The following is a 22624-nucleotide window of genomic DNA, read 5'->3' as shown; positions in this document are numbered from 1 at the left end:
GAACGGCCGCAACCGCGCCATCTGCTCATCGCTCAGCCAGAAAAGATTGCTCATCATGCCCCCATCAGTTCGGGAGCATGAATCACGCCGGCAAGGTGGTCGCAACCCGATTAATGGGTCCTGACCCTAGGACAGCGGCCCCGCCTCGTGGCCCAGGGCCGCCGACACTTCGGCACCCACCGCCAGCAGCTGCGCCAAGTATTCCCGGTGGCGATCCTCGTCGAAGCGGAACAGCGGGAAGGCGATCGAGATCGCGCCGATCGACTTGCCCAGGTGATCGCGCAGCGGCACCGCCATGCAGCGCACGCCCGCCTCGCTCTCCTCGATCTCCTCGGCATAGCCGCGGCTGCGCGTCAGCTCGATCTGTTCGCGCAGGGTCGCGGCATCGGTGATCGTGTTCGGGGCCGAGGCCTCGAAGCGCATCGCCGCGATCCTCTCCTCGATCTCGTCGGGGTCGCGAAAGGCCAGCAGCGCCTTGCCAAGCGATGTCGAATGCAGCGGGTTGCGCATCCCCGTCGTGCATTTCATCGACAGGTTGAAGGTCGAGGGATAGCCGTGGACATAGACGACGCGCTGGTCCTGATCGTCGATCACGCCCAGGTTCACCGATTCACCGAAGGCGCGCGACAGCTTGCCCATGCCGCGATCCGCGACATGCAGCAGGTCGGTGTCCCGCTTCAGCGCCCGCGCGGCGACGGTGAACAGCTTCATCGTCAGGCCATATTTCTCGGTCTCGGGGTCCTGGGTGACATAGCCCAGATCGACCATCGTCTGCAGCAGGCGGTGGGTCGTGCTTTTGGATGTCATGGCATGCTGTGCGATGGTCGCAAGCCCCGCCTGCCGATCCTCGGCCAGCGTCTCGAGGACGGAAAAGACCTTGAGGACGGATGCCACGCTGTCGGTCCTGGCTGCGTCGGGTTTCTGCGAAGTCGGGGCCATGCGTGCCTGTCCAATCCTTGTGCGGTCCTGCGCGCCCCTTGGGGCGGCCCCCATCATGGCATGCCCGGAAAAAATGGACCAGTGTTCCATTTCGCTTGCGACGGGCGGGCATCCGTGCTTCGATGATTTCGGAACGGCGTTCCGGAAACGGGCGCCCAAGGGGGAATATCGAAGGTGCGCAGCCCTGAAATGGCATCGTGATGCCACGGACGGCGCGTGCCCGAGAAGGATCGCGGAGGAGCCCGCGGGGATCCGAGGAGAGAAGATGCTGAATGTCGAGACACGCCACGCCGTGCATCCCGAACACGCCAGGGGCATGGACACCGACGCGCTGCGCGCGGCCTTCATGGGGCAGGGCCTGTTCGCGCCGGGACAGATCAACCTGATCTATACCCATTACGACCGCTTCGTCCTGGGGGGCGCCGTGCCGGATGGCGGGACCCTGACCCTCGACCGGGTCGAGGAGACGCGCACCCCGTCCTTCCTCGATCGCCGAGAGATGGGCATCGTCAATATCGGCGACACCGGAACGGTCGCGGCCGAGGGCGCGACCCATACGCTGGAACGGGGCGACGTCCTCTATCTGGGGATGGGCAGCGGGGCGGTGGCTTTCGGCGGGCAGGGGCGGTTCTACATCACCTCGGCCCCGGCGCATGCGCGCTTCCCGTCGCGGCTGGTCACGCTGGCCGAATGCAAGCGGGTCGAGCTGGGCGAGACCGCGACCTCGAACAAGCGGGTGATCTGCCAGTTCATCCATCCGCAGGTGATGGAAAGCTGCCAGCTGATCCTCGGCTATACCTCGTTGCAGGAAGGGTCGGTCTGGAACACCATGCCCGCCCATGTGCATGACCGCCGGATGGAGGCGTATCTCTATTGGGGGATGGCGCCCGAGGCCCGCGTCCTGCACCTGATGGGCGAGCCGCAGCAGACGCGCCACCTGTTCATGGCCAACGAAGAGGCCGTGATCTCGCCGCCCTGGTCGATCCATTCGGGGGCGGGGATCGGGGAATACACCTTCATCTGGGCCATGGCGGGCGACAATGTCGATTTCACCGACATGGACTTCGTCGAGCCGGCGGACCTGAAATGAGCGGGCCGTTCCGGCTGGACGGTCGCCGTGCGCTGGTGACCGGCGCGAATACCGGCATCGGGCGGGCCATCGCCGTGTCGCTGGCGGCCCAAGGCGCGCGCGTGACCTGTGCGGGCCGGCGCAGCACCGCGCAGACGGTGGACGCGATCCGCGCCAGGGGGGGCGAGGCCGAGGAGCTGCTGCTGGACCTGTCCGACCCGATGGCCGCGCGCGATGTCTTCGCGGATGCGGGATACACGATCCTGGTGAACAACGCGGGCATCATCCGCCGCGCCGACAGCGTCGATTTCACCGAGGCCGACTGGGACGAGGTGATGGACGTCAACATGAAGGCGCTGTTCTTCACCTGCCAGGCCTTCGGGCGCGAGGTCATCGCGCGGGGGCAGGGCGGCAGCGTGGTCAACATCGCCTCGCTGCTGTCGTTCCAGGGGGGCATCCGGGTCCCGTCCTATACCGCGTCCAAGCACGGGGTGGCCGGGATCACGCGCATCCTGTGCAACGAATGGGCGGCCCACGGCATCAACGTGAACGCGATCGCCCCCGGCTATATCGCGACGAACAACACCGAGGCCCTGCGCGACGATCCCGACCGCAGCCGCGCGATCCTGGACCGGATCCCCGCCGGACGGTGGGGCAACCCCGAGGATATCGGCGGCACCGCGGCGTTCCTGTGTTCGGCCGCCGCCGCCTATGTGAACGGGGCCGTCATCAACGTGGATGGCGGATGGCTGGCGCGCTAGGGCGCAGGACCTGACAGGGGGACAGCAATGACGAAGAACCATTTCCCGGCAGCCGAGGGGCAAACCATCCAGGTGGCACCGGGGCTGCGCAGACGGGTGGGCGCGTATGACGACAACCTCATGTGCGTCGAGGTGCATTTCGACACCGGCACGGTGGCGCCGCTGCACCACCACCCGCACGAGCAGATCACCTATGTCGTGTCGGGCCGGTTCGAATTCACGGTCGGGGACCGGACCCATGTCGTGGGGCCGGGCGACTCTCTCTACAAGCAGCCGGGCATCGTGCATGGCGCGACCTGCCTTCAGGCGGGGACGCTGATCGACATGTTCACCCCCCCACCGCGAGGACTTCGACTGATCGCGGCCCGCAAACACGGGGCGCACCGGCGTCCCACCGAAAATCCAGGAGAAAGACATGAAGCTTGAGGGCAAGACCGCGATCATCACGGGCGGCGGACGCGATATCGGGCGGGCCTGCGCCATGCGCCTTGCGGCCGAGGGGGCGAATGTCGCGATCAACTATTTCAGCAGCAGCGCCGGCGCGGACGAGACGGTGGCCGCGATCCGCGCCTCGGGCGGGCGCGCCTTCGCCAGGCAAGGCGATCTGAACGATCAGGCCGATGTGGACGCGCTGGTCGCCGCGACCGTGGCGGAATTCGGCGGCATCGACGTGCTGGTCAACAATTCCGGCGGCCTGATCGCCCGCAAGAGCCTGGCCGAGATGTCGATGGACCATTGGCGCGCGGTGATGGACCTGAACCTGACCAGCACCGTCATGATGATCAAGGCCTGCCTGCCGCATATGAAACAGGGCGCGATCGTGAACATGGCAAGCCAGGCGGGCCGCGATGGCGGCGGCGGCGGGGCCATCGCCTATGCCGCGTCCAAGGGTGCCGTCATGACGCTGACGCGCGGTCTGGCCAAGGAGGTCGGGCCGGATATTCGCGTGAATGCCCTGTGCCCCGGCATGATCGACACCGATTTCCACAACGTCTTCACCAAGGACGAGGCCCGCCGGAACCTGGAGCAGACCGCGCCCGTGCGCCGTCAGGGCACGCCCGATGATGTCGCGAACCTGGTCCTGTTCCTGGCCTGCGGGGATTCCGGCTTCATCACCGGCGCGAATGTCGACATCAACGGCGGCATGTTCTTCAGCTAGTTTCGAGGTATCTCGCGCAGATCGCTGCGAGGGATAATGAATATGCCACGCGACCGGGCGCCCATCAGGCGCTTGGTCGCGTGGTCGGGCCTTCGCAAGATGGCCGCGAGGCGGGGCCGAAGCACAAGGTGCGTGCCGGCCCGTCGGGAGAACACCTGCTGGACCACGCGGATGCCGCAATGTCGGGGCTGCCCTTAGCCGATCCCCAAGCCAGCCCAGCCGTCGAGGCTGGCTGGACTTTTGCAGTCTATCCTCGCTGCCGGGTGGCGAGGGGCAGGGCCCGCACCCCTTGCCGGTATCCTGTCCTAGAGCCGCGCGCGGGCATGACTACGATGCCGTGCGTGCCGTCGTGGCCCGATCATCTGCCTGAAAGCATTTGGCACCTGCCCTGACCGGCGCATCCTCGACGGTATAGCGGATCATCCACACCGTCGGATCGGCGTGGACAGCGACGGTACGCGCGGTAACCGTCAACATTCTGGTGCACGAAGACATGTCCTGCGCCGCACTGTCGGAGCCTGCGGGCGACGGGCGCATCATGCGCCCAGATCGACCTGTACAGCCATGCATATGGCGACGTGTCTGTGGTGCGGGCTAGGACCTGCGTCTGACGACATTATTCATGCACCGATCTTCACATCCAGATTGATCGTATGCGTGATAATTTGTGAAATAAGTTTTGCAAATGTGACGATTTCATGATCTTGGTGCTGCGAATTCAGTCACTGGGGGAATGAATCATGGATGTGGCTTCGGGATATCGCGCCTGTGTCGTCGGCCTCGGATCGATGGGGATGGGGGCTGCGCTGTCCTGCGTCCGCGCCGGCATTCCGACCTCGGGGATCGACCTGTCCGACGTGCGGCGGGACCAGTTCGCGGCTGCGGGGGCCGAAGGTGTCGGTGCCTCGGTCGCGGATCTGACGGGCGAATTCGACGCGATCCTGGTCCTGGTGGTGAACGCCGCGCAGGCCCGCGCGGTCCTGCTGGGCGACGCGGGCGCGGCGACGCGCATCCGCAAGGGCGGTGTCGCCATCGTCAGCTGCACGCAATCCTCGGATGACGCGAAATCGCTCGCCGCCGATCTGGACGCGATGGGCGTCCTGATGCTGGACGCGCCGGTCTCTGGTGGTGCCGCCAAGGCCGAGGCCGGTCAGATGACGGTCATGGCCTCGGGCAGCGAGGCGGCCTTTGCCGCGGCCGGTCCCGTCCTCGATGCCGTCGCGGGCAAGGTCTACAATATCGGGACCGAGATCGGGCAGGGCGCGATGGTCAAGGTCATCCACCAGTTGCTGGCGGGCGTGCATATCGCCGCCGGGGCCGAGGCGATGGCCATGGCCGCGCGTGCGGGCATTCCGCTGGACACGATGTACGACGTCGTCACCAACGCCGCCGGCAATTCCTGGATGTTCGAGAACCGCATGAAGCACGTGGTCGACGGCGACTATACCCCGCTTTCGGCTGTGGACATCTTCGTCAAGGACCTGGGCCTCGTGACCGAGACGGGCCGCAGCCTGAAATTCCCGCTGCCGCTGGCCTCGACCGCCTTCGCCATGTTCCAGAACGCGTCGAACATGGGCTTTGGCGGGCAGGACGACAGCGCCGTCATCAAGACCTTCTCTGGGATCGACCTGCCGGAAAAGGAGGGCTGAGCCATGATGATCGGCGTCATCGCGGATGATTTCACCGGCGCGACCGACATCGCGGGCTTTCTGGTCGCGAACGGCCTGGCCACCACGCAGATGATCGGCGTGCCCCCGGCGGGCACCACGGTCGAGGGCGACGCGGTCGTCGTCTCGCTCAAGTCGCGGTCGAACCCGGCGGGCGAGGCCGTGGCCGACAGCCTTGCCGCGCTTGCCTGGCTGCAATCGCTCGGGTGTCGCCAGATCTTCCAGAAATACTGCTCGACCTTCGATTCGACGGCCAAGGGAAATATCGGTCCGGTCACCGATGCGCTGATGGAGGCCATCGGCACAGACATCACCGTCATCTGCCCCGCGCTGCCGGTCAACGGACGCTCGATCTACAAGGGCTATCTGTTCGTGGGCGACCAGCTGCTGCAGGAATCGGGGATGAAGGACCACCCGATCACGCCGATGACGGATTCGAACCTGATGCGCCTGATGGACATGCAGTCCAGGGGCCGCACGGGCGTCGTGACCGCCACCACCGTGGAAAAGGGCGCCGATGCCGTCCGCGCCGAGATCGAGCGTTTGCGCGCATCGGGCATGTCCTATGTCGTGCTGGATGCGGTCAGCGACGCGCATCTGGACGTGCTGGGGCAGGCCGTGGCCGACATGAAGCTGGTCACCGGCGGTTCGGGCCTGGGCGCGGGGATCGCGCGGGCCGTCGCCACGGGCGACGCAAGCCGCACCGAGGAACTGGGCCGTCAGGCCGCGACCGCGGGTGCGGCCCTGGAAGGGCCGGGGATCGTCATCTCGGGGTCGTGCAGCGTGATGACCAATGCGCAGGTCGCGGCCTATCGCGGGCTTGCGCCGGTCTTCGACGTGGACGTGGAGCGCTGCCTTGCCGATCCCGACGCATATGGCGCCGAGATGGCCGCATGGGCGCTGGCGCAGCCGCAGGACGGCGACCGCCCGTCGCCCATGATCACCGCCACCGCTTCGCCCGACATCCTGCGCGACGTTCAGGCCCGCCACGGCGCCGCCGCGTCCGAGGCGGTCGAGCATGCCTTTGCCGCCGCCACCCGCAAGCTGGCCGAGGGCGGCATTGTCCGCTTCGTCGTCGCCGGGGGCGAGACTTCGGGTTCGGTGACGCAGGCGCTGGCCGTGTCCGGTTTCGCCATCGGCCCGCAGATCGCGCCGGGCGTGCCCTGGGTCCGCGCCGTGGACCGCCCGCTGTCGCTGGCGCTGAAATCGGGCAATTTCGGGACCGAGAGCTTCTTCCTCGACTGCCAGCCCGCCAATGTCCGCGCGGCGATCGGGGGGTCGGCATGAACGATGCAGCCAAGGCGGAACGCATGGTCCTGCTGTGCCGCAGCCTGTTCGACCGGGGATATTCGGTCGGCGGCGCGGGCAACGTGTCGGTCCGCTCGGACGAGGGCGGGTTCCTGGTCACCCCCACGGGCAGCTGCCTCGGGCGGCTGGAGGCGGACCGGCTGACGGTGATCGGACCGGACGGGGCGCCGAAGCCCGGTCCCAAGCCCTCGAAGGAGTTCGAGTTCCACCGCAAGCTCTATGAGGTGCGGCCGGATGCGGGGGCGATCGTGCACCTGCACTCGACCTATCTGACGGCGCTGAGCTGCCTCGAGGATCTGCCGCGCGAGAACGCGATGCGGCCCTTCACGCCCTATTACGTCATGCGCATCGGCTACATGCCGGTGATCCCCTATTACCGGCCCGGTTCGCCCCGGATCGGCGAGGATCTGGCCGAGGCCGCGCGCCGCCACAAGGTGCAGGCCTTCCTCTTGGCCTCTCATGGCGTGGTCGTGCTGGGCAAGGATATCGACGACGCGGTGAACAACGCCGAAGAGCTGGAGGAGACGGCCAAGCTGCTGTTCCTGCTGAAGGGCGAGAAGCTGCATTACCTGACCGAGGACGAGATCGCCGAACTGGGCGGAGGATACTGAGATGACAAGACTTGCAGCCAACCTGTCGATGCTGTTCGCCGACGCGCCCTTTCTGGACCGGTTCGACCGGGCGGGGGCTGCGGGCTTCGAGGCGGTCGAGTTCCTGTTCCCCTATGACCATTCGATCGCCGAGGTGAAGTCGCGGCTGGACCGCAACGGGCTGTCGCTGACGCTGATCAACGCCTTCGCCGGCGATTGGGCGGGCGGAGAACGCGGCTTCGCGGCCCGTCCCGGCAAGGAGGCCCAGTTCGAGGCATCGGTCGATCAGGCCATCGAATACGCCACCGGCCTCGGCTGTCCGCGCATCCACGTGATGTCGGGCATCACGGCGGGCGAGCCCGATGCCAGCGCCTGCGAGGCCGCCTGGATCCGCAACATGCGCCTTGCCGCCGACCGCGCCGGGACTGCGGGGCTGAAGGTCTCGATCGAGCCGCTGAACTCGCGCGATGTGCCGGGCTATTTCCTGGCCCATCAGGACCCCACGCTGGAGCTGATCGCCCGGCTGGACCGCCGCAACGTGCTGCTGCAGTTCGACGTCTATCATACGCAGATCATGGACGGCGACATCATCCGCCGGATCGAGCGGCTGAAGGGTGCATACGGCCATGTCCAGATCGCGGGCGTGCCGGACCGCCACGAACCCGACACGGGCGAGCTGAACTATGCCGCGATCTTCGAGGCGTTCGACCGCACGGGCTTCGACGGGTTCCTGGGCTGCGAATACAACCCCCGCGGCCTGACCGAAGAGGGGCTGGCCTGGGCCGCGCCCTTCCTGCCGCGCAAGGCCGCCTGACCCATGATCCCCGCCGAACGCCAGCATTTCATCCTGTCCTGCCTGGTCGAGCGGGACGTGATCAGCATCGCCGAGCTGACCGAGAGGCTGGGCGTGTCCCACATGACCGTTCGCCGCGACATCCAGTCGCTCGAACGGCTGGGCCGCGTCACCTCGGTCTCGGGCGGGGTGCGGCTGAGCAGGCGGCTGGAGGCCGAGCTGCCGCATCTGGCGAAAAGCGGGATCAACACCGACCAGAAGGGCGCCATCGGTCGCGCCGCCGCGCGGATGGTCCGCGACGGGATGGTCGTCTATCTGGACGCGGGCACGACCACGCTGGAGATCGCGCATGCCATCGCAGACCGCGAGGGGCTGACCGTGGTGACGAACGATTTCGTCATCTGCGCCTATCTCTCGCAGAATGGGCGCTGCACGCTCTATCACTCGGGGGGGCTGGTCGACGGGGACAACCGGTCCTGCGTGGGCGAGTTGGCGTCGGGCACGCTCGGGCAGTTCAACTACGACATCGCGTTCATCTCGACCTCGTCCTGGACGATCTCGGGGCTGAGTTCCCCGACCGAGGCCAAGCGCCCGGTCAAGCATGCCGTGATCCAGCGCGCGCGGCGTTCGGTTCTGGTGTCGGATTCCGCGAAATACGGCGTGGTGGCGGCGATCAACATCCTGCCCATGGAGGTCTTCGACGCGGTCGTGACCGACGGGCAGATCGACCCCGGCGTGGCCGGGGAAATCAGGGATATGGGATTGGAGGTCATCCTGGCCGAAGGGCCGCGGACGGATGGCGATCCCGACTGCAAGGGAGAGGAAGAATGAAGATTGTCGTGACGGGCGGCGCAGGGTTCCTGGGAAGCCGCCTCATCGCGCGCCTGCTGGATCAGGGCTTTGGCCCCGACCGCCAGGTCGTGTCGGTCGTGTCGCTGGACCGCGTGGAATGCCCGATCCGCGATGCGCGCGTGACCAGCGTGGCGGGGTCCATCGACGATGCCGCCGACGTGGCCCGCGCGCTGTCGCAGGGGCCCGATGTCGTCTATCATCTGGCCGCCGTCCTGTCGGGCCAGTCCGAGGCCGAGTTCGACACCGGCCTGAACATCAACGTCGATGCCACGCGCCTGCTGCTGGAGGAATGTCGCAAGCTGGCAGTCGCGCCGCGCTTCGTCTTCACCTCGTCGCTGGCCGTCTTCGGCGGAGAGATGCCCGACACCGTCCCCGAGACGATGGCCACCATGCCGCAATCCTCCTATGGCTGCGGCAAGGCCATCGGGGAACTGCTGGTCGGCGAATACAGCCGCAAGGGCTTCGTCGACGGGATCACCTGCCGCCTGCCGACCATCTCGGTGCGTCCGGGCAAGCCCAATTCCGCGGCATCGTCCTTCGTGTCCGGGATCCTGCGCGAACCGCTGGCGGGCGAGCCGTCCGAATGCCCCGTGCCGCTGGACACGCGGCTGTGGATCTCGTCGCCGGACGCGGCGATCGCGAACCTGGTGCTGGCGGGGGGCATCGCGGGCGACCGGCTGGGCCTGAACCGCGTGCTGAACCTGCCGGGGATCACCGTGACGCCCGCGCAGATGCTGGACAGCCTGGAACGCCTTGGCGGCGCGGATGCGCGCGCGCGGGTGTCGCTGACATCCGACAGCCGCGTGATCGACATCGTGTGCAGCTGGCCCGGCGCCTTCGACGTGGCGCGTCCGCTGTCGCTCGGCTTCGTGGCGGACGGCGATTTCGACGGCGTGCTGTCGCAATACATGGCCGAGACGTCGCCGCAGGCGGCCGACGCCTGACCCCATCCGAATTCCCGAAGACGCATGACCGGCCGCCCCCGCCACGGGCAGGCCGGCCCTTCGGCAGAGACAACGGCAAACAAATCGAGGGATGCCCCCGAAACGGGGCATGAAATGGAGGAATAACATGGCGGAACCCGGAATGGAGTTCCAGTTGATCGCGGGCCTGGTCGTTGCCATCGCCCTGCTGATCTTCCTGGTCGTCAAGACGAAGGTCCACGCGGTCGTGGCCCTGGTCATCGCAGCGTCGCTTGCAGGTCTGATCGGGGGCATGCTGCCCGCCGACGTGATCTCGGCGATCACCACGGGCTTCGGCAGCACGCTGTCGACCATCGGCCTTGTCATCGGCTTCGGCGTGATGATGGGTCGCGTGCTGGAAATCTCGGGCGCGGCGGAACAGATGGCCTATTCGCTGATCCGTTGGGTCGGCAAGAAGCGCGAGGACTGGGCCATGGTCCTGACGGGCTATGTCGTGTCGATCCCGATCTTCTGCGACAGCGCCTTCGTCATCCTGACGCCGCTGATCAAGGCGCTGGCCCGTTCGACCGGCAAGTCGATCCTGACGCTTGGCATCAGCCTTGCGGGCGGCCTGATGCTGACCCACCACGCCGTGCCGCCCACCCCGGGCCCGCTTGGCGTCGCGGGGATCTATGGCATCGATATCGGCCTGATGATCTTCTGGGGCGTGATCTTCACGCTGCCGGGCATGGCGGTCCTGGTCTTCTATGGCCGCTTCATGGGCCCCCGGCTGGAAAAGATGATCCTCGACGACACGGGCGAGGATATCGGCGCGGCCTATCGCCAGTTCGAGGAAGCCGCGACCGAGCGCCAGAAGGAGCTGCCGTCGCTGTTCCTGTCGATCCTGCCGCTGGTCCTGCCCATCGCGCTGATCTTCCTGAACACGCTGGCCACCTTCGTGGTCAAGACCTCGGGCGATGCCGAGCTTGCGAACTCGTTCCTGGTGCAGCTGTTCTCGTTCATCGGGAACCCGGTCATCGCCGTGGGCCTGGGCCTTCTGGTCGCGGTCTACACGCTGATCCCGACCGTGCCGCGGACCGACGCCATCGCCTATATGGAGCAGGGCGTCGAAAGCGCGGGCATCATCCTGCTGGTCACCGGTGCGGGCGGCGCGCTTGGTGCGGTGCTGCGGGCCTCGGGTGCGGGCGATGTCATCGGCGAGGCCGTGGCCGGCCTGCCGATCCCCGCGATCCTGATTCCGTTCCTGATCTCGTCGCTGGTGCGGATGATCCAGGGTTCGGGGACCGTCGCGATGATCACGGGTGCGTCCATCTCGGCCCCGATCCTGATGGCGATGCCGGACGTGAACATGGTGTTCGCGGCGCAGGCGGCGGCCATCGGCTCGATGGTGTTCGGGTATTTCAACGACAGCTATTTCTGGGTGATCAACCGCATGCTGGGCGTGAAGAACGCCAAGCACCAGATGCTGCTGTGGTCGGTGCCCACCACGCTGGCATGGATGTCGGCGCTGGTCATGCTGCTGATCTGCAACGCGCTGTTCGGCTGATTCACCGCGATCGCCGCGACTGCAGGGCCGTCCCCTCGGGGGCGGCCCTTTTCGCATCCGGTGGGCAGGATCCGCTTGCAAGACGCGGGCCGTCCGTGGTTTCCTGCCGCCAATGTGCATCGTCCTTGGAAGAAGTCCGGGCCATCCCCATGCGAAGGCCCACGAATGGTGGCCGCCCCCCGGCGGGCGTCCCTGACCGCCATTCTGACATTCCATCGCCGGAGAGACACATGACCACCACCCTTGCCACCGGGGCCGAGGGCCTCGACATCCGTTGGGCCGACGGCACCACCGGAAGCTTTCCCTTCATCTGGCTGCGCGACACCGATCCGTCGGGCTTTCACCCCCAGACGGGCGAGCGGACCTTCGACCTGACCGCCGTGTCGCTGGACATCGCGCCCGCCCATGCCGAGATCGCGGGCAACGAGCTGCTGCTGACATGGCAGGATGCCGACGCGCCCAGCCGCTTCGATCTGGACTGGATCAAGGCGAACCGTCCGGGCGCCGCGCGCCACGATCCCGCCGACATTCCGCTGCATCCGTGGCGGGCCGAACTGGGCGCGGGCGGCGTGCCGCGTCACGATGCGGCGGCCATTGCCGGGACCGATCGCGGGCTGGCGGACTGGCTGGCCGACACCAAGCGCTTCGGCCTGTCCATCGTCACCGGTCTGGCCGACACGACCGAGGCAGGCGTCGCGATCGCCCGCCGCGTCGGCCACCTGCGAGAGACGAATTTCGGCCTGACCTTCGAGGTGATGTCGAAGCCCGATCCGAACAACCTGGCCTATACCTCGGACGCGCTGCCGCTGCATACCGACCTGACCAACCAGGAACTGCCGCCCGGATACCAGTTCCTGCACTGCCTTGCGAACGAGGCGCAGGGCGGCGGGTCCACCTTCTGCGACGGGCTGGCCGTGGCACGCGACCTGCGCGACCGCGACCCCGAGGCGTTCCGCATCCTGTCGACCGTCACCGTGCCCTTCCGTTTTCACGACCGCGATACCGATATCCGGTCGCGCAAGGCGGTGATCACGCTGGATGATGCGGGCGAGATCTCCGAGGTCTGCTTCAACGCGCATATCGCGGATATCCTCGATCTGGACCCGGCGGTTATGGGGGGCTTCTATCGCGCCTATCAGCTGTTCATGCGGATGACGCGCGATCCGGCCTATGGCATCGCCCTGCGCCTCTCGGCGGGCGAGATGGTCGTCTTCGACAACCGCCGCGTGATGCATGGCCGCGAGGCGTTCGACCCCTCGACCGGGTTCCGGCACCTGCACGGCTGCTATGTCGATCGCGGGGAATGGGACAGCCGCATCCGCGTTCTGGCGCGCTGATCCGCGCGGGTCGGGGGCGTTCGGTCCCCGACCCCGTCAGACGGAACTGAGCAGGATCGAGGTTTCGCTGTTCGTGATGCCGGGGATGTTGCGGACCTCGCGCAGGACGCGGTCGAAATCGGCAAGGCTCTCGGCGCTGAGATGGGCGACCAGGTCCCAGTTGCCATTGGTCGAATGCAGCTGATGCAGCGCCGCGATGCCGCGCAGGCTGCGGATGACCTGCGTGGTGGACTGGCCCGACACCTCGATCATCATGATCGCGCGCACGCCCTGCGGGCCGCTGTCCTCGCGGGCGCGGATGGTGAAGCCAAGCACCGCGCCGCTGTCCAGCAGCCGATCCATCCGCGCCTGCACCGTGGCCCGCGACACCCCCAGAAGCTGCGCCAGCTTGGACACCGGCGCGCGCCCATCCTCGCGCAGGATGGCGATCAGGTTCCGGTCCAGTTCGTCATAGACATGCATGGCAAAACTTACATCCGGTATTGGCAATATGCGTAATCATGGTTGCCAGATCTATCACCATGGCCATGCAATCCGTCAAGGACCGCAGCTATCCTGACAGGAACGTCCCAAAGGAGGCATCCATGCCCCGTTCCTCGCTTCAGGCCCCGGCCTCGGTCGTCATGATCCGGCCGCATCACTTCACCCCTAATGCTGCCACCGCGCAGGACAACCATTTCCAGACCAGCGCCGGCAGCGACCCCACGACCATCGCCCGCATGGCCCATGCCGAGGTGACACGCGCGGCGGCCGCGCTGACGGGTGCAGGCATCCGCGTCCACCTGTTCGAGGACGAAGGCACCGTCACCCCGGATTCGGTCTTTCCCAACAACTGGTTCTCGACCCATTCGGGCGGGCATGTCGCGGTCTATCCGATGTATTCGCAGAACCGCCGCGCCGAACGGCGGCAGGATGTGCTGAACATGCTGAAGCACAGCTACCGCGTGCAGGACATCATCGACTATTCCGGCTTGGAACAGGACGATCTGTTCCTGGAGGGCACCGGCGCGATGGTCATCGACCATCTGGAACGCGTCGCCTATGCCGCCCGGTCGAAACGCACCAGCGAGATCCTGCTGGAACGGTTCTGCACGCATTTCAACTACGAACCCATCGTCTTTGACGCGCTCGATGCGCAGGGCAAGCCGATCTATCACACCAATGTCCTGATGTGCATCGGCACCGATTTCGCGATGATCGGGCTGGACGAGATCCCCGACGCCCCGCGCCGCCGCGAGGTGGCCGAGCGTCTGCGCCGCGGCGAACGCGACATCGTCGAACTGACCCACGCCCAGATCGCCGATTTCGCGGGCAACGCAATCGAATTGCAGGGCCGCGACGGGCTGGTCCTTGCGCTGTCCTCGCGCGCCTTGCGGTCGCTGGATGGCGCGCAGCGCGCGGGTCTGGAACGCCATGTCGCGCTGCTGCCGCTGGACATTCCCACCATCGAACATGCGGGCGGCTCGGTCCGTTGCATGATCGCCGGGCTGCATCTGTCGGCCCGTTCCCCCATTCCCGCATAAGAGGTTCCCATGGCTCCGCTTCCCTCGAAACTCGCCTATGTTCCCTTCGTCTCGGTCGAGAACATGATGCGCCTTGTCCACCATATCGGGATCGAGAAGGTGCTGACCGACCTGGCCGACCAGATCGAGGCCGATTTCCGCCGCTGGCCGCTGTTCGACAAGACCCCCCGCGTTGCCAGCCATTCCGATGTCGGCGTGATCGAGCTGATGCCGACCTCGGACGGCGAGACCTATGGCTTCAAATACGTGAACGGCCATCCCAAGAACATGGCCGAGGGGTTGCAGACCGTGACCGCCTTCGGCCTGCTGGCCGACGTGAACAGCGGCTATCCCAAGCTGCTGAGCGAGATGACCCTGCTGACCGCGCTGCGCACCGCCGCCACCAGCGCGGTGGCCGCCCGGCATCTGGCACCGAAGGGCGCCCGGACCATGGCGATGATCGGCAACGGCGCGCAGTCGGAATTCCAGTGCCTGGCCTTCAAGGCGGTCTGCGGGATCGACAGCGTGCGCCTGTACGACATCGATCCGGCGGCCACGGAACGCTGTGCCCGAAACCTTGCCGGCAGCGGTCTGACGGTGGTCGAATGCCGTTCCTCGCAAGAGGCGATCGAGGGGGCGCAGATCATCACCACCTGCACCGCCGACAAGCAGTACGCGACCATCCTCACCGACAACATGGTCGGCAGCGGCGTCCATATCAACGCCATCGGCGGCGACTGTCCGGGCAAGACCGAACTGCATCGCGACATCCTGCTGCGCTCGCGGATCTTCGTGGAATACCCGCCCCAGACCCGCATCGAGGGCGAGATCCAGCAGCTTGACCCCGACCATGCCGTGACCGAGCTGTGGCAGGTGATCACGGGCGATGTCGCGGGGCGTACGGATGACCGCCAGATCACCCTGTTCGACAGCGTGGGCTTCGCCATCGAGGATTTCAGCGCCCTGCGATATGTCGCGCAGGCGATCGAAGGCACGCCCTTCTTCACGGCCCTGGACATGATCGCGGATCCCGACGACCCGCGCGACCTGTTCGGAATGTTCCAGCGCGCCGGCTGACCCCCGCCGAAAGCCGCCCTGCAGGCAGGTTCCTGCGCAATTTTGCGCGGGACGCCTTCCGTCCGCCGTCAGTTCGTGAAAAGGGGGAATGCAAGAAGAGCAGCGCGGCAGTCCCTGCCGTGATCTGCCGCAAAGCAGGAGCAGAGTGTCGAATTGTCCGATCGATCAGTCCGGGCCCGGCGCGACCAAGGGCCGGCAACCGTCATGCCATTTCAGGTGCGCGGGCGCTTTCTGACCGCGCTGTCGCTGCGCATCGTGTCCGATGTCGCGGATGATGCCTTCTATACGCAGCTGGACGAACAGCTGCTGCGCACGCCGCAATTCTTCGCGGGCGCGCCGATGGTGCTGGACCTTGCGCAGGCGCCCGGCTTCGCGGACCCCGCGGCGCTTGGCGATCTGGTCGCGAACCTGCGCAACCGAGAGTTCCGCGTCTTCGGCGTCGAGAATGCGGGCGCGCTGGACCGCGCGGCGCTGCAGGGCATGGGCCTGATCCCGGTCGAGGGTGGCCGCGACGCGCCCCTGCCGCGCGAACCCCGGCCCGCACGCGCGACCCCGCAGGCCCCCGCGCAGCCGCAGGCGGCCCCCGCCCCCCAGGCCCCGCTGAACAAGGTCGTGCGCACGCCCGTCCGTTCGGGCCAGATGATCGTCGCCGAACAGGGCGACCTGACGGTGATCGGATCGGTCGCCTCGGGGGCGGAGCTGGTCGCGGCGGGCAACATCCACGTCTATGGCAACCTGCGCGGCCGCGCGATGGCGGGATGCCACGGCGACGAGGGCGCGCATATCTTCTGCCAGAGCCTCAATGCCGAACTGGTCGCGATCGCCGGCCTCTACCAGACCAACGAGAACCTGGAAGAGGCCGCCCGCCAGCGCTGCACGCACATATTCCTTGAGAATGAGAAACTACGGATGGAGGTGATCGCGTGACGACTGAATCCAAGGACACCGCGCCGCTCGGGCGGGTGATCGTCGTGACTTCCGGCAAGGGGGGCGTCGGCAAGACGACATCTTCCGCGGCCATTTCGGCGGGGCTGGCCAAGCAGGGCTTCCGCACGGTCGTGATCGACTTCGATGTCGGGCTGCGCAACCTGGACATGACCATGGGCTGCGAGCGTCGCGTCGTCTTCGACTTCATCAACGTCATCCAGGGCGATGCCAAGCTGAAGCAGGCGCTGATCAAGGACAAGCGGGTCGAGACGCTGTCGATCCTGCCAACTTCGCAGACGCGGGACAAGGACGCGCTGACCAAGGACGGCGTCGAGAAGGTCCTGAACGAGCTGAAGCAGGAATTCGACTATATCATCTGCGACAGCCCCGCGGGGATCGAGCACGGCGCCCAGATGGCGATGCATTTCGCCGACGAGGCCGTGGTCGTGACCAACCCCGAGGTGTCCTCGGTCCGCGACAGCGACCGGGTGCTGGGCCTTCTCAGCAGCCAGACCAAGCGCGCCGAGACCGACGGCGCCGACGCGATCAAGGCGCAGGTGCTGATCACCCGCTACGATCCCGATCGCGTCAATACCGGCGAGATGATGACCGTCGAGGACGTGCTGGAGATCCTGGCCGTGCCGCTTCTGGGTGTCGTGCCCGAAAGCAAGGCGATCCTGAAGGCGTCGAATGTCGGCACCCCGGTGACGCTGGACGGCCCTTCGGCCGCATCGCAGGCCTACGAGGACGCGGTGGCCCGCCTGACCGGCAAGGATGTCGAGATGCGCATGGAAGGTGAACGTCGGCCCGGCCTGCTGCAGCGGCTGTTCGGACGTGCCTCATGAGCTTCTTCGGTTTTGCACGCAGGAAGCACCCGCCCAAGAGCGCGCAGACAGCCAAGGACCGCCTGCAGATCCTGCTGGCCCATGAACGCAGCAGCAGCGGCGTGGCCGAGGCCGATTACCTGCCGATGCTGCAGCGCGATATCGTCGCGGCGATCCGCAAGCATGTCCCGATCAACGACAAGGATGTCAAGGTCAGGATGGATCGCGGCGACAACATGTCCAGCCTCGAAATCAATATCGAGCTGCCGACCGCCGCCGCTGGCGACAAGAAGGGCTGAGATGGCAGGTCCGCGCGGGCACGACCCCGCGCGGATCGCCACGGCTTACAGGTCCGAGGGCATGATCGCCTCGGGGATGTCCGACTTGCCGGTAATCTTTTGGATCATCGAGAAGGCGCCGGGATGCATGCCGCAGGCCGCGATTGCGGCAACGATCCCCCTGCGGCGGTGCCGGGATGGGCGCCGTGCCCCCTGAGCACCGCGGGCAGCCTGCGATGGCGTCCCCGCCCGCGATCGAGAGTGCCAGCGGAAAACTCGTCACACCGAAGACCGCGACAGGGCCGATGGGGCGTTGGATCATCCGCAGGACGGGGTGAGGTAGCGGCTGACGGCCGGGTAGGGTGGCGTCGCGGATATGGGTGTCGAACATGCGCAGCGGCCCCGTGGTCCAGCCGCGCTTTGGGCAAGCTGGTTTCCCGGTGCCGATCCAGTTGATCCGTGCGCTGCGTGCGTCGATCTCGTCCGCGATGCGTTTCCAAAGGCCCGCGCGTTCATCGTGGCTGGAATAGCGATAGCTCCAGAAGGCGTCCTCGGTGGCGCGGTCTGCCAAATCGGACTCGCCCGCGCAGAAGTTTAAGGTGTCGTGATGGCCCTGTTCGGAGAAGACTGCCGTGTTCAGGCGAGCCATTCGCCTGCGATCGATTTTACAGCGCCGAGCCGCCGCCGGTGGTTGTCGGCACGGATAGGTCCAGCAGCGTCAGCGCGGAATACGCAAGCGGCCCGAATTCTCAAGCCCAGACGGGCCATCGGCAGTACCGCGAAAGTCAGGACGACCTTCGGCACCACGTTTCTGATAGGCCGAGGCATGGTTGAGGTTGCCTACATGCGTCAGCCCATGGCTGAGTGCTCGATCCCTATGCGCTGCAAGATAAATGCCACGGGTCTCGTGCCCACCGCATTTGAGCATCTGTGACCATAGGGCGTTGGTGCCGCGCCCGATCACAATCAGACCCCGAGGGGTCTCGGCGCAGTTCTTGGGTCGGATGCCGGCATTGGCGGGCATCCAGACCAGGATCGGCGGGCATGCAAAAAAGCGGCGGAAGTAGGAGAGACGACTTCGAACCGTTCGAAAAAATCCCGCTAACGAACAGTAAGTGGACAGAAAAAGGGCGGCGCGCATGTTGCGCGCCGCCCCCGGGGGTGATCAGCCCATGATCGCGTTCAGCGTCGCCGAGGGGCGCATGACCGCCGCGACCTTGGCCGGATCGGCGTGATAGTAGCCGCCCAGATCGGCGGGCTTGCCGCGATCGGCGCGCAGTTCCGCGATGATCTGGTCCTGCTTCTCGCGCAGGTCGCGGGCGATGGGTGCGAACTCGGCTGCCAGGTCGGCGTCCTCGGTCTGACCTGCCAGCGCCTCGGCCCAGTACAGCGCGAAGAAGTAGTGGCTGTCGCGGTTGTCCGGCTGACCCGCCTTGCGGCCCGGCGAACGTTCGTGGTCCAGCACGCCCTGCGTCGCGGCCTCGACGGCGGCGGCAAGGGTGCGGGCCTTCTCGTTGCCCGAGGCCTCGGCCAGGAACTTCAGGCTCTCGCCCAGGGCGCAGAACTCGCCCAGGCTGTCCCAACGCAGGTGGTTTTCCTCCTGCAGCTGCTGGACGTGCTTGGGGGCCGAGCCGCCCGCGCCGGTCTCGAACATGCCGCCGCCCTGCATCAGCTTGACGATGGACAGCATCTTGGCCGAGGTGCCCAGCTCCAGGATCGGGAACAGGTCGGTCAGATAGTCGCGCAGCACGTTGCCGCTGATCGCGATGATGTCGTCACCGGCGCGGATGGTCTCGAAGGACAGGCGGGTCGCCTCGCGCGGCGCCAGCACGGTGAAGCGGTCGGCGACGCCGGCCTCGGCCAGGATCGGGTGGACATAGGCCAGCAGCTCGCGGTCGTGGGGACGGGTCTCGTCCAGCCAGAACACGGCCTTGCAGCCTTCCAGGCGCTGGCGGTCGATGGCCAGGCGGACCCAGTCCTCGATCGCGGCCTTGCGGGTCGAGCACATGCGCCAGATGTCGCCCTTCTGGACGGTATGGCTGTGCAGCTGGTCGCCATTCGCCGCGACCACGGTGACGGTGCCGTCGGCCGGGATCTCGAACGTGGTCGGGTGCGAGCCGTATTCCTCGGCCTTCTGCGCCATCAGGCCGATGTTCTGCACCGTGCCCGCGGTCGCCGGATCCAGCGCGCCGGTCTCCTTGAAGTAGCGGACGCTCTCGTCATAGACGGGCGCATAGGAGGTGTCGGGGATGACGCAGTTGGTGTCGGCCTCGGCCCCGTCGGGACCCCATGCCTTGCCGCCCGCGCGCAGCAGCGCCGGAACCGAGGCGTCGATGATGACGTCCGACGGCACGTGCAGGTTGGTGATCCCCTTGTCGGAATTGACCATATACAGCGGCGGGCGCTGGCCCATCAGCTCTTCGATCTCGGCGCGGATCTTGGCGCCCTCGGGCATCTCGTCGATGCGGGCCAGGACGGAACCCAGGCCGCCATTCGGATCGACGCCCGCCGCGGCCATCGCATCGCCGTGACGTTCGAAGACCGGGGCCAGCCAGGTGCGGACCACGTGGCCGAAGATGATCGGGTCCGAGACCTTCATCATCGTGGCTTTGAGGTGGACCGAGAACAGCGTGCCTTCGGCCTGCGTGCGCTCGATCTCGGATTTCAGGAAGTCCTGCAGATGCGCGACCGACATGAAGCTGGCATCGACCACGGTGCCCTCGGGCAGGTTGATGCCTTCCTTCAGGACGGTGGTGTTGCCGCCCGCATCGGTCAGCTGGATGCTGACGGGACCGGCCTGCGCCGCGCTCAGCGTGACGGATGCCTCGTTGCGGCGGAAATCGCCCTCGGGCATCGAGGACACGCGCGTCTTGCTGTCGGGCGACCAGGTGCCCATCGAGTGCGGATGCGCCTTGGCATAGTTCTTGACCGCGCGCGCGGCACGGCGATCCGAGTTCCCTTCGCGCAGGACGGGGTTCACGGCCGAACCCTTCAGCGCGTCGTAACGGGCGCGGATCTCGCGTTCCTCGTCGGTGGCGGGCTCGTAGGGGTAATCCGGCAGGTCGAAGCCCTGCGCCTGCAGTTCCTTGATCGCGCCGACCAGCTGCGGCACCGAGGCCGAGATGTTGGGCAGCTTGATCACGTTCGCCTCGGGCGTCTTGACCAGCGAACCCAGGCCCGCAAGGTCGTCGTCTTGCGCCTGCTCGGGCGTCAGACGTTCGGGGAAGGCCGCGATGATGCGCCCCGCCAGAGAGATGTCACGCGTGGCGACCTCGATCCCCCCGGCCGAAGCGAAGCGGCGAATGATCGGCAGCAGCGAGGCCGAGGCCAGCTCGGGCGCCTCATCCACCTTGGTGTAAATGATCTGGGGGGTAGGGGTATCGGCCATCGTCCGTGGTCCTCTTTCGTTTCGGTCGTCCCGCGGGTCGCGCGGGATGAGTTGCGTGCCGATCCTCCTCGGTCGGATCGCACGGCGCAGACGATGCATCGCCGGGAACGCCCTGTCCAGATCATGAACGAAATCCTTTTGCGCAAGAAGGCGGGCGCAGGGACATGGGCGGCCGTATTCGAGGGGCCAGGGTCGCCGCGCGCGGCTGTGCGGTCGAGGCGCTGGCTGAAGGTTTCGGCGTCCACCCCTCCCTTGTCGCGCGGCAGAAGAAGTCGGCTTGCGTTTCGGAAACCAGCCCGTTTGTGGGCAGGTCGCGGTCCAGGTTCGTGAGAAAGGAGTATCCTTCGGCCGTTGCGTCGATGGCCGCGTCCAGCAATCTCTGCGCCTTGGCGGAATGGGGAAGGACAAGCCTGCACATGCGGTCGCGATGCATCGCCTCCATCGCGCCCCCGAGGGCGGACGAGACTTGCAGCAGGTTCACGCAGCGCATGATCTCGGCGCTGCTGTTCGTGCCGCCCGCATGGAACCGCGCGGGATTGAAGAACAGCGTGTCGCCCTAGTGCAGGCGCAGCTGGAGATGGTGTTCCTCGAACAGGGCGCGGAAATCAGCACGGCGCCACGCGGCATAACCCGGGCGATAGGCCTGCGAGAATGGCAACAGCTTCGTCGGTCCGGTTTCGACGCGCATGCCCAATGCGTGATCGCGCCCTGAAGCGTCAGGACGGGGGAGACGTCGTGCACATGCCCGGGATAGCTTGCGCTGACACCCGCGGTCTTGAAGCCAAGGTGGTAATCGCGATGCGCCTGCTGCGCCGCGCCACCCGGACGCACCTGGTTGACCTGCCCGGCCACATGGTAGTCCGTCCACAGCCATGCCTCGCAAAGGGTTGCAATCGTCGGTTCGCAAAATAGCGCATGCAGATCTCGGGTGCGGCCTCCCACAGCGCCTCGGCCTAGTCCCAGATCCGGTCGTTCGCCCCTGCGGTTGCTAAATGATCCGCCCTTGCGCCGCTTTCCCGGCGTTCCTGATCGATGATCCGGTCATAGGCTGCGCGCGCCCGATCGAGGATGGCGGTATCTTCATAGGTCCGGTGCAGCGCGACGACGCCGGGGCCGATATTCAGCACAGCCGCCCGCTTCGCCATCAACACGCGCCGAGCGGCAGGATCCGACAGCTTGGGCCTCAGCTCTGCCATGTCGTGGGTTGTCGTCTGCGCGATCAGCGCCTCGAATTCGCGCAGGTCGCAGGTCTGGGGATCGTAGAAGCCGCTTGCGGCCCGGGTCTTGTCCTTCATGGTATCCTCGCTTTCGATGGCCCGATCCTGGCCCCGACCGTGGTTGCGCGATGCGTCGTGACTTATCAGAAATTGCATTAGACGACTCATAGCTTTCCCGCCATGTAGGCTGCGCGGCTGGCGGTTCTCGGGACAGCGACTGTGGATCGCGTGCTGAATGGGCGAGCGAATATCACGCCGCAGACCGGCTTGTGCGACACCCCAGTCATAGACGAGCTGACCTTACAAGAGGCGTAACTCTTCGCTTCCGGAAGGCGGCTGTTCTTCCACTTCGTGATCGAGGCACCGCGCTGCTTCAGCCGCAGGATCCGCTAGGCTCCAGACTCGTTAATTTTCAAAGCCAGAAGATGACAGTTGCGGCGAGAGCGACGGCGGACAGAAAGACCCTC

General features: G+C 66.5%; 23 protein-coding genes. 18 read left to right on the top strand and 5 right to left on the bottom strand.

All coding sequences use genetic code 11. From position 1 onward, the window contains the following. Positions 1-126: 126 nt before the first annotated feature. Positions 127-939 carry an IclR family transcriptional regulator C-terminal domain-containing protein gene (locus QMZ16_RS15635; RefSeq protein WP_282603933.1) on the bottom strand — a complete coding sequence of 271 codons (813 nt, stop codon included), beginning with the start codon at positions 937-939 and terminating at the stop codon, positions 127-129. Between the two features lie 265 nt (positions 940-1204). On the opposite strand from QMZ16_RS15635, the gene kduI reads away from it, so the two are divergent. The 12 genes from kduI to QMZ16_RS15575 all read left to right on the top strand — a co-directional run bounded on the left by kduI (position 1205) and on the right by QMZ16_RS15575 (position 12944). Next, positions 1205-2029, top strand: coding sequence for a 5-dehydro-4-deoxy-D-glucuronate isomerase (gene kduI, locus QMZ16_RS15630; protein WP_282603932.1), 825 nt, complete (start codon positions 1205-1207; stop codon positions 2027-2029). Further along, positions 2026-2769 (top strand): 2-dehydro-3-deoxy-D-gluconate 5-dehydrogenase KduD, encoded by a 744-nt coding sequence (gene kduD / locus QMZ16_RS15625; protein ID WP_282603931.1) that lies wholly within the window; start codon positions 2026-2028, stop codon positions 2767-2769. Before kduI ends, kduD begins: the two co-directional genes overlap by 4 nt. A 27-nt stretch (positions 2770-2796) precedes the next feature. Next, a complete protein-coding gene (locus QMZ16_RS15620) occupies positions 2797-3195 on the top strand; it encodes a cupin domain-containing protein (RefSeq protein ID WP_282603930.1) in 399 nt (132 codons plus the stop codon). Continuing rightward, positions 3185-3928, top strand: coding sequence for a glucose 1-dehydrogenase (locus QMZ16_RS15615; protein ID WP_282603929.1), 744 nt, complete (start codon positions 3185-3187; stop codon positions 3926-3928). The genes QMZ16_RS15620 and QMZ16_RS15615 overlap by 11 nt, the downstream gene beginning before the upstream one ends. 740 nt (positions 3929-4668) lie before the next feature. Further along, positions 4669-5577 carry an L-threonate dehydrogenase gene (ltnD, locus tag QMZ16_RS15610; protein WP_282603928.1) on the top strand — a complete coding sequence of 303 codons (909 nt, stop codon included), beginning with the start codon at positions 4669-4671 and terminating at the stop codon, positions 5575-5577. A gap of 3 nt (positions 5578-5580) precedes the next feature. Continuing rightward, entirely contained in the window at positions 5581-6882 is a 1302-nt protein-coding gene (gene otnK / locus QMZ16_RS15605; protein ID WP_282603927.1) for a 3-oxo-tetronate kinase, read from the top strand. After that, positions 6879-7514 (top strand): aldolase, encoded by a 636-nt coding sequence (locus QMZ16_RS15600; RefSeq protein ID WP_282603926.1) that lies wholly within the window; start codon positions 6879-6881, stop codon positions 7512-7514. Before otnK ends, QMZ16_RS15600 begins: the two co-directional genes overlap by 4 nt. A gap of 1 nt (position 7515) precedes the next feature. Next, positions 7516-8307 carry a 2-oxo-tetronate isomerase gene (otnI, locus tag QMZ16_RS15595; RefSeq protein WP_282603925.1) on the top strand — a complete coding sequence of 264 codons (792 nt, stop codon included), beginning with the start codon at positions 7516-7518 and terminating at the stop codon, positions 8305-8307. A gap of 3 nt (positions 8308-8310) precedes the next feature. Further along, positions 8311-9117 carry a DeoR/GlpR family DNA-binding transcription regulator gene (locus tag QMZ16_RS15590; RefSeq protein ID WP_282603924.1) on the top strand — a complete coding sequence of 269 codons (807 nt, stop codon included), beginning with the start codon at positions 8311-8313 and terminating at the stop codon, positions 9115-9117. Beyond that, positions 9114-10082, top strand: a complete 969-nt coding sequence (gene denD / locus QMZ16_RS15585) for a D-erythronate dehydrogenase (RefSeq protein ID WP_282603923.1) — start codon at positions 9114-9116, stop codon at positions 10080-10082. The genes QMZ16_RS15590 and denD overlap by 4 nt, the downstream gene beginning before the upstream one ends. Before the next feature lie 127 nt (positions 10083-10209). Further along, complete coding sequence (locus tag QMZ16_RS15580; protein ID WP_282603922.1) at positions 10210-11607, top strand: gluconate:H+ symporter; 1398 nt, start codon at positions 10210-10212, stop codon at positions 11605-11607. Positions 11608-11837: 230 nt separating this feature from the next. Further along, positions 11838-12944, top strand: a complete 1107-nt coding sequence (locus QMZ16_RS15575) for a TauD/TfdA family dioxygenase (protein WP_282603921.1) — start codon at positions 11838-11840, stop codon at positions 12942-12944. A 36-nt stretch (positions 12945-12980) separates the two neighbouring features. Here QMZ16_RS15575 and QMZ16_RS15570 read toward each other — a convergent pair whose 3' ends face one another. Then, on the bottom strand, positions 12981-13406 hold the full coding sequence (locus tag QMZ16_RS15570; protein WP_282603920.1) for an Lrp/AsnC family transcriptional regulator: 426 nt from the start codon (positions 13404-13406) through the stop codon (positions 12981-12983). A gap of 122 nt (positions 13407-13528) precedes the next feature. Here QMZ16_RS15570 and QMZ16_RS15565 point away from each other — a divergent pair, with 122 nt between their 5' ends. From QMZ16_RS15565 to minE, 5 genes are all read left to right on the top strand, one after another. Continuing rightward, positions 13529-14467 carry an arginine deiminase-related protein gene (locus QMZ16_RS15565; RefSeq protein ID WP_282603919.1) on the top strand — a complete coding sequence of 313 codons (939 nt, stop codon included), beginning with the start codon at positions 13529-13531 and terminating at the stop codon, positions 14465-14467. Between the two features lie 9 nt (positions 14468-14476). Beyond that, on the top strand, positions 14477-15523 hold the full coding sequence (locus QMZ16_RS15560; protein WP_282603918.1) for an ornithine cyclodeaminase: 1047 nt from the start codon (positions 14477-14479) through the stop codon (positions 15521-15523). Between the two features lie 204 nt (positions 15524-15727). Continuing rightward, the gene (gene minC, locus QMZ16_RS15555; RefSeq protein WP_282603917.1) at positions 15728-16450 is read left to right on the top strand and encodes a septum site-determining protein MinC; all 723 of its coding nucleotides are present in this window, start codon (positions 15728-15730) and stop codon (positions 16448-16450) included. Next, complete coding sequence (gene minD, locus QMZ16_RS15550) at positions 16447-17295, top strand: septum site-determining protein MinD (protein ID WP_022706043.1); 849 nt, start codon at positions 16447-16449, stop codon at positions 17293-17295. Before minC ends, minD begins: the two co-directional genes overlap by 4 nt. After that, positions 17292-17573, top strand: coding sequence for a cell division topological specificity factor MinE (gene minE / locus QMZ16_RS15545; protein ID WP_282603916.1), 282 nt, complete (start codon positions 17292-17294; stop codon positions 17571-17573). Before minD ends, minE begins: the two co-directional genes overlap by 4 nt. 697 nt (positions 17574-18270) lie before the next feature. Here minE and QMZ16_RS15540 read toward each other — a convergent pair. Next, on the bottom strand, positions 18271-18693 hold the full coding sequence (locus QMZ16_RS15540; RefSeq protein WP_282603915.1) for a hypothetical protein: 423 nt from the start codon (positions 18691-18693) through the stop codon (positions 18271-18273). A 24-nt stretch (positions 18694-18717) separates the two neighbouring features. Then, positions 18718-20940: an NADP-dependent isocitrate dehydrogenase gene (locus QMZ16_RS15535; protein WP_282603914.1), complete on the bottom strand. Its 2223-nt coding sequence runs from the start codon at positions 20938-20940 to the stop codon at positions 18718-18720. A 277-nt stretch (positions 20941-21217) separates the two neighbouring features. Between QMZ16_RS15535 and QMZ16_RS16330 the strand changes: the two genes are divergently transcribed. Next, positions 21218-21652, top strand: a complete 435-nt coding sequence (locus QMZ16_RS16330; protein ID WP_348984672.1) for a hypothetical protein — start codon at positions 21218-21220, stop codon at positions 21650-21652. A gap of 241 nt (positions 21653-21893) precedes the next feature. Here the strand turns inward: QMZ16_RS16330 and QMZ16_RS16325 are convergent, their stop codons facing one another. Further along, positions 21894-22235 (bottom strand): hypothetical protein, encoded by a 342-nt coding sequence (locus QMZ16_RS16325; RefSeq protein WP_348984671.1) that lies wholly within the window; start codon positions 22233-22235, stop codon positions 21894-21896. Between the last annotated feature and the right edge of the window lie 389 nt (positions 22236-22624).

The organism is Paracoccus sp. PARArs4, from assembly GCF_947311865.1.
GTDB classification, from domain to species: Bacteria; Pseudomonadota; Alphaproteobacteria; order Rhodobacterales; family Rhodobacteraceae; genus Paracoccus; species Paracoccus zeaxanthinifaciens.
This window is presented reverse-complemented; position numbering and strand designations above follow the sequence as displayed.